Below are 5466 nucleotides of genomic sequence, written 5' to 3' on the forward strand. Positions count from 1 at the left end.
CCGCCACAGGACTCTGACCAGCGACAACACCGGCCAAGTCAGCCAGGAGCTCTCAAGTGGCACGAGTCAGGTCTGGCGGCCACCCCGTGGTGAAGTATGCAATTCGTAAGCGTTTTTTGAATGAACTGAGGAAAGTCATTCTTTCTCCTGGGTTATTGCAGGCATGGATTGGATCCTGAAGGAGTGGTTCTGTGAGGATGCCGGCCTCACACGGTCGGAGGTGGTGTGTCGTCCAAGGATTCCGATGGGTCGGGTTCCCTCGGGGTGACGATGGAACCGGCCAACCCGATGAGCAGCAACGTGATCGATGCGATGAGGGCGGAGGGTAGACCGACCTGGAATTCCTGTGGGGTTTCTCCTCCTCCGCCAAGGACGAATGCCGCGCCCACGCCGGCGACCCCGATGAGCACCCCCGCCTCGCGGATCGATGTGTTGATCCCTGTGGCCACGCCTTCCATGGAGCGGGAGGCGAACGAGACGGCCTGCCCCGTGATCAAGGCGAAAAAGACTCCCATCCCCAATCCAGCCATGACCATTCCCGGAAGCAGTAGGAGATACGGGGCCTCTGGGTGAATGGTGAGCAGAAACCATCCGAGGCCAAAAATCTGCAAAATTGTGGAAAGCACGATCAGTGGTCGTATTCCCGTGCGTGGGGCTGCCATTCCCGCCAAGGGTGCCGATATGGCCGGCAGGAGGGTCCATGGGAGGGTGGCAAGGCCCGCCTGAAGCGGGGAGTAATTCATGGCCACCTGCAAGTACTGCGTGAGTACGAAGACGACTCCGAATATCCCTGCAGTGACCAGGAGGGCCGTGATGTTGGTACGGACGAACCCCCGAGAGCGAAACAGCGCGGCAGGCAGAGCCGGCTGATCCTTTCGCAAGACATTGACGACGCCGGCACCGAGGCCTCCCACTGCGACGACGAGCCACAGGAAAGTCCACCGGGTACCAGAACTGAATGCCAATGCTGCCCCCGCGGTTCCCAGGAGCCCGATGCTGAGCAAGACCAGAGATACCAGCGGGAGCACCCCTGACGTGTGCGAGCGTTGTGGTCGGATGAACAGTGTGAGAGCCAAAACGATGATCGAGATCGGAACATTGATCCAGAAGATCCAGTTCCAGTGACTCATGGAAATGATCAGGCCACCCGCGAAGGGCCCCAGCGCGATTCCGAGTCCCTGTATGCCGGAGAGGATCGCGATGACCAGAGGTCGCTGGGCAGTTGACACCGATGAGATCAACAGCGTCAGGGCCAACGGAACAATGAAAGCCCCACCCACCCCTTGAATCGCGCGAGCGGCGACGAAGAACTCGTAGTTCGGGGCGGAGGCCGCCACGACAGACCCCAGACCGAACAGGATCACACCGACGGCGAACACCCGGCGTCGCCCCCACCTGTCACCGATGATGACCGCCGCCAGCATGAAGATGGCGAACGGAAGGGTGTAGGCGTTGATGGCCCAGGTGAGGCCCTGGAGCGAGGTCGAGAATTGCTGTTGAACATGGGGCAGGGCCATGGTCACGACCAGGTTGTCCAGTGAGGCCATGAACGTGGCTGCACCAAGCGCCCCCCAGTAAGCGACCCCGGACCACTGAGACGGCTTCATCTGCACGGGAACGGGCTGCTGTGTTGCGGTGGCATTCACGCAGTTACCTCCTTGGTGCGTGCCGTCTTGTGCCGAGCTTTCCCCGAGGAGGACGGCCACCACCATGCAGACTTTCCGACCAGGGAGAGTGCAGCCGGGACCAGCAGCATGCGGACCACGGTGGCGTCCAGGAAGATTCCGACGGCCAGGCCGAAGCCCAGCTGTTGGATCGGCACGATGCCGGTGAACGAGAAGGCACCGAAGACCACGACCATCAGCAATGCTGCGCCACTGATCAAAGGCGCGGTCACGGTCAACCCGTGTGCAATGGCCTCACGTGGGCTACGCCCGGCAGCCCACTCTTCCCGGATTCTGGAGATCAGGAACACCTGGTAGTCCGTGGCCAGACTGAACAGCAGGGCCAGGAGCAGGACGGGGACGAAGTTCTGGATGTATCCGAGGGCCATGTACCCAAGGAGTTCGGCTCCCCATCCCCACTGGAAGACAAGGACCATGATTCCGTAGGTGGCACCCACGCTCAAAAGGTTCATGATGACCGCAATTAAGGGGATCAGCAGAGACTTGAAGCTGAAGGCCAGAAGTACGCCGATGACGACGATCATGCAGAGCATGGCCCAGGGAAGTGCCTGGGCGATCTGCTGATTGCTGGCGATCCCCTGAGCCGTCTGCCCGCCGACCAGGACCGTCCCATGATCAATGGTGGTCTGTTCCGTGACGTTTTCGACGTCGTGCAGGACCCGCTGGGTCTGCACGCTGGAGGGCCAGTCATCGGTCAGCACCTCGAGAAGCAACCGGTCGCCCTGGTCATCAACGTAGAGGCCCAACGCCTTCTGTTGTGCCTCGGGCAACTGCCGACGGAGATCTGGCGCGGTCACCGACAGAGGCTGTTGCGGGTCCAGAGCCGCCATGGCAGGCAGGGGCGAGGTGACCTCCGTGACGCCGTCGATGTCCTGTATTTGCTCGACGAGGCGGTTCACCTGGTCATCAGGCAGCGTGCTCAGCCCGTCCGGTGCAGAAATCAGAACCTGAATGGGTGCGGTGGCGCCCACAGAGAACGTGTCCGCGACTCGGTCATAGCCCTGCCGCACGCTCGAGGAGGGGTCCACGATGCGCACGTCGGGTGTGAATGTGGTCAGTTGCGCCGCAGGAACCGCGAGCAGCCCAAGGGTACCGATGCCCACGAGCAGGACAGTCACGGGGCGAGAGGTGACAACCCGAGCAATACGCGACGGTTGACCGGAGGTGTCCTCGGTGCGTTCCTTCCGCCCCGGTATCCGTCCCCAGTTGATCTTGTGGCCAAGCAGTGTGAGCAGTGCGGGCAGCAGGAAGACGCAGACCAGCAGCGACATAATCACGACGGCGACCACGCCCAGGGCCAGTGACTGGATGATCATGAGGTCCACCAGGAACAACATGCTCATGGCAACGGCGATGGTCAGGCCGGAGGCGACCACCGCGTGAACTGCGGTCTTGCGTGTGGTTGCCAGGGCTTGGGCGGGGGTGAACCCACCCTGCAGTTCTTGCTGAAAACGTCTCACGATGAACAGTGAGTAGTCGATGCACACCCCGAGCCCCAGCATGGTCACCGCATTCAGGGTGAACGACGACATGGTGAAGAACTGGCCGATCACCACCAGGATCCCCAACGTGACGATGATGGCGACACCCGTGACGACAAGAGAGACCACTGTGGCGGCAACGCTGCGGTACAGCAACAGCAGCACCACGATGATCAGTGGAAGGGCGATGAGTTCGGCTTGGGCCAAACCGGCGACGCTTGCCTGGTTGATCTCCCCCCAGAAAGCATCCGCGCTCAAGAGGGCGACACTGAGATTCTTCTGCGGGTATTCGGCGTCCAGTTCGCTCTGGACCTCAGGCAGCAGCAGAGAGGCCTCACTGGAGGTCAGATCGCTGCCGAGCATCGTCAACGTGGTCCGGTCGTCCTCGCCGAGAAAGTTCTCCTGTACTTCCGCGCCGTCGGTGTAGCCGACATGAGACGAGACTTTGAGCCGGGAGTCGTCGACGATCGAGGTGACCGTCTCGTTCATGCGGCGGTTGAAGTCCGCATCGCCAGCCGTGAAGTCGTGGTCCGTGACCTCCAGGACGAGGCTGCTGGTGTCCCGCCCGACGAAGCCGTTCTCGAGTTCCTTTGCGAGTTGGAAAGAAGGTGCACCTTCGATCTCCCATCCACCTTCCTGGAAGGTGGACTCAACCTGAGCTGCACCAGACATACCGGCCAGAACAACAACGAACCATGCGCTCACCATGAGGATGGATCGAATCATCAGACCCCGAGTGTGTGCGCCGTCGTTCGGGGAAGAGCGACTGACGTTGTTGAGCATGAAACCTCCTGAGGAAGAGGGCGGATCTGACAAAGGTGCGGCTGGGTCGACTACAGTCGGCAACTGTAGATCGATTGTTCAATCAATTACTGGAGATGACGGATTGTGACCGAGCTCGAGCGACATGAGGGCGCTACGCTGTTGGAGTGGGGGCCGCAAGGCCGTGACGTGGTCCTGTGCCTGCACGGGCTGGGTGACCGCAAGGAGGCCTTTCGCCATCTGGGACCGTTGCTGGCCCAGCGCGATTACAGGGTGTTGGCGATGGATGCGCCAGGCCACGGCGACTCCACCGTTCCAGCACCGCGTACTTCCCAGGACGTGGCGGCGGTGCTGGAGCAGGCAATCGAGGAGATCGGACAACCGTGCCTTCTCATCGCGCATTCGGCGGCGGCCGCTCCCGCAGTGTCCGTCGCCGCGAACAGGCCGGACCTTGTGCGCTCACTCGTGTTGCTCGCGCCCGTTCTGGACCAGGACCCCGACGGGTGGCTCCTGAAGCTCGCTTCAATGACGATCATGCGTTCACGACCGTTGTGGATGCTCTATTACCGCGCGATGTTCCCCAAAGGACGCCCCGAGGACCTGAAACAGCACATGCGGTCGGTGCGGAAAGGGCTCAGGGGCCGGATGGGCGCCGTTTCGGGATACTTCCGTGATCGGCAGGAGCTCACTGTTAAACTAAGTAACCTTCACGGTAGGCATCTGGCCATCATCGGTGATGGGGACCCGTCCGGGGTCACACTCGATTTGTTGTCCGCGACCCTGCGTGACACAGCACCCCAAACCACGTGGGACGTGTACGAAGTTGCGGGCTCAGGGCACTGTCCGCATCAGGATGCTCCGGTATCCGTGAGTGAACTCGTCACTACGTTCGACTCACCTCCCAAGACCCCCCACAGGAGAAGCAGATGAGACTGCAGTCCGCCGACCAACGTCGGGCGAGGGTCCTTGAAGCCGCGTTGGACGAGTTCGCCGAATTCGGCTTCCACGCGGCGACCACCGCAAGGATCGCCCGTACGGCCGAGATCTCTCAGTCCTACGTGATGCACCTCTTCGGATCCAAAAAGGGCTTGTTCCTGGAGACCTTGCAAACTTCCTCCAACCTGCTCAATCGCCGATTGATGGAGGTTCCGGACTCCGGCGACGTGCTGACGGTTTTGTCCTCCACCTATGACCGTCTCATGAGCGAACAGCCCAACCTCATGCGGTTCCAGCTTCAAGGATGGGCGCTGGCCGCCCAGGACGAGGAAGTCCGTGCGATGTGCGCGGATCAGTTCCAGAGCCTGTGGTCCACCGTGGCTGACCGCATGGGACTGGAGCGCTCCGACACCGCACCCCTGATGGCGGCCCTGGCTTTTTTCAACGTGACGGTCACCCTTGGAATCCAGGACGACGAGAACTGCGCGGTGAACTCCCTGCTCGAGACCTTCACCCGCAACCTCGGAGTCAGCTAGGTGTAGGAGGTCAAGACGTTGGTGACGCCTTGGCGTAGCCGCGATGCTGGAGGTTCACCGTCGGCG

At 61.5% G+C, this 5466-nt stretch carries 4 protein-coding genes; 2 read left to right on the top strand and 2 right to left on the bottom strand.

Annotated features, from left to right (window positions below):
- Positions 1 to 206 precede the first annotated feature (206 nt).
- Together GTW58_RS12645 and GTW58_RS12650 are read right to left on the bottom strand one after the other, a co-directional pair.
- Positions 207 to 1646: an MFS transporter gene (locus tag GTW58_RS12645; protein WP_157980600.1), complete on the bottom strand. Its 1440-nt coding sequence runs from the start codon at positions 1644 to 1646 to the stop codon at positions 207 to 209.
- Positions 1643 to 3949 (bottom strand): MMPL family transporter, encoded by a 2307-nt coding sequence (locus GTW58_RS12650; protein WP_119933771.1) that lies wholly within the window; start codon positions 3947 to 3949, stop codon positions 1643 to 1645. The genes GTW58_RS12645 and GTW58_RS12650 overlap by 4 nt, the downstream gene beginning before the upstream one ends.
- A gap of 105 nt (positions 3950 to 4054) precedes the next feature.
- On the opposite strand from GTW58_RS12650, the gene GTW58_RS12655 reads away from it, so the two are divergent.
- Both GTW58_RS12655 and GTW58_RS12660 read left to right on the top strand, forming a co-directional pair.
- Positions 4055 to 4858 carry an alpha/beta fold hydrolase gene (locus GTW58_RS12655; protein WP_157980599.1) on the top strand — a complete coding sequence of 268 codons (804 nt, stop codon included), beginning with the start codon at positions 4055 to 4057 and terminating at the stop codon, positions 4856 to 4858.
- Complete coding sequence (locus tag GTW58_RS12660; protein ID WP_119933769.1) at positions 4855 to 5400, top strand: TetR/AcrR family transcriptional regulator; 546 nt, start codon at positions 4855 to 4857, stop codon at positions 5398 to 5400. Before GTW58_RS12655 ends, GTW58_RS12660 begins: the two co-directional genes overlap by 4 nt.
- Positions 5401 to 5466: the final 66 nt, after the last annotated feature.

This window comes from Kocuria subflava (assembly GCF_012163155.1).
Taxonomy (GTDB): Bacteria; Actinomycetota; Actinomycetes; order Actinomycetales; family Micrococcaceae; genus Kocuria; species Kocuria subflava.

Coding starts and splice junctions, on each gene's coding strand:
- GTW58_RS12650 (WP_119933771.1), bottom strand. CDS start 3,949: ATGCTCAACAACGTCAGTCGCTCTTCCCCGAACGACGGCGCACACACT.
- GTW58_RS12660 (WP_119933769.1), top strand. CDS start 4,855: ATGAGACTGCAGTCCGCCGACCAACGTCGGGCGAGGGTCCTTGAAGCC.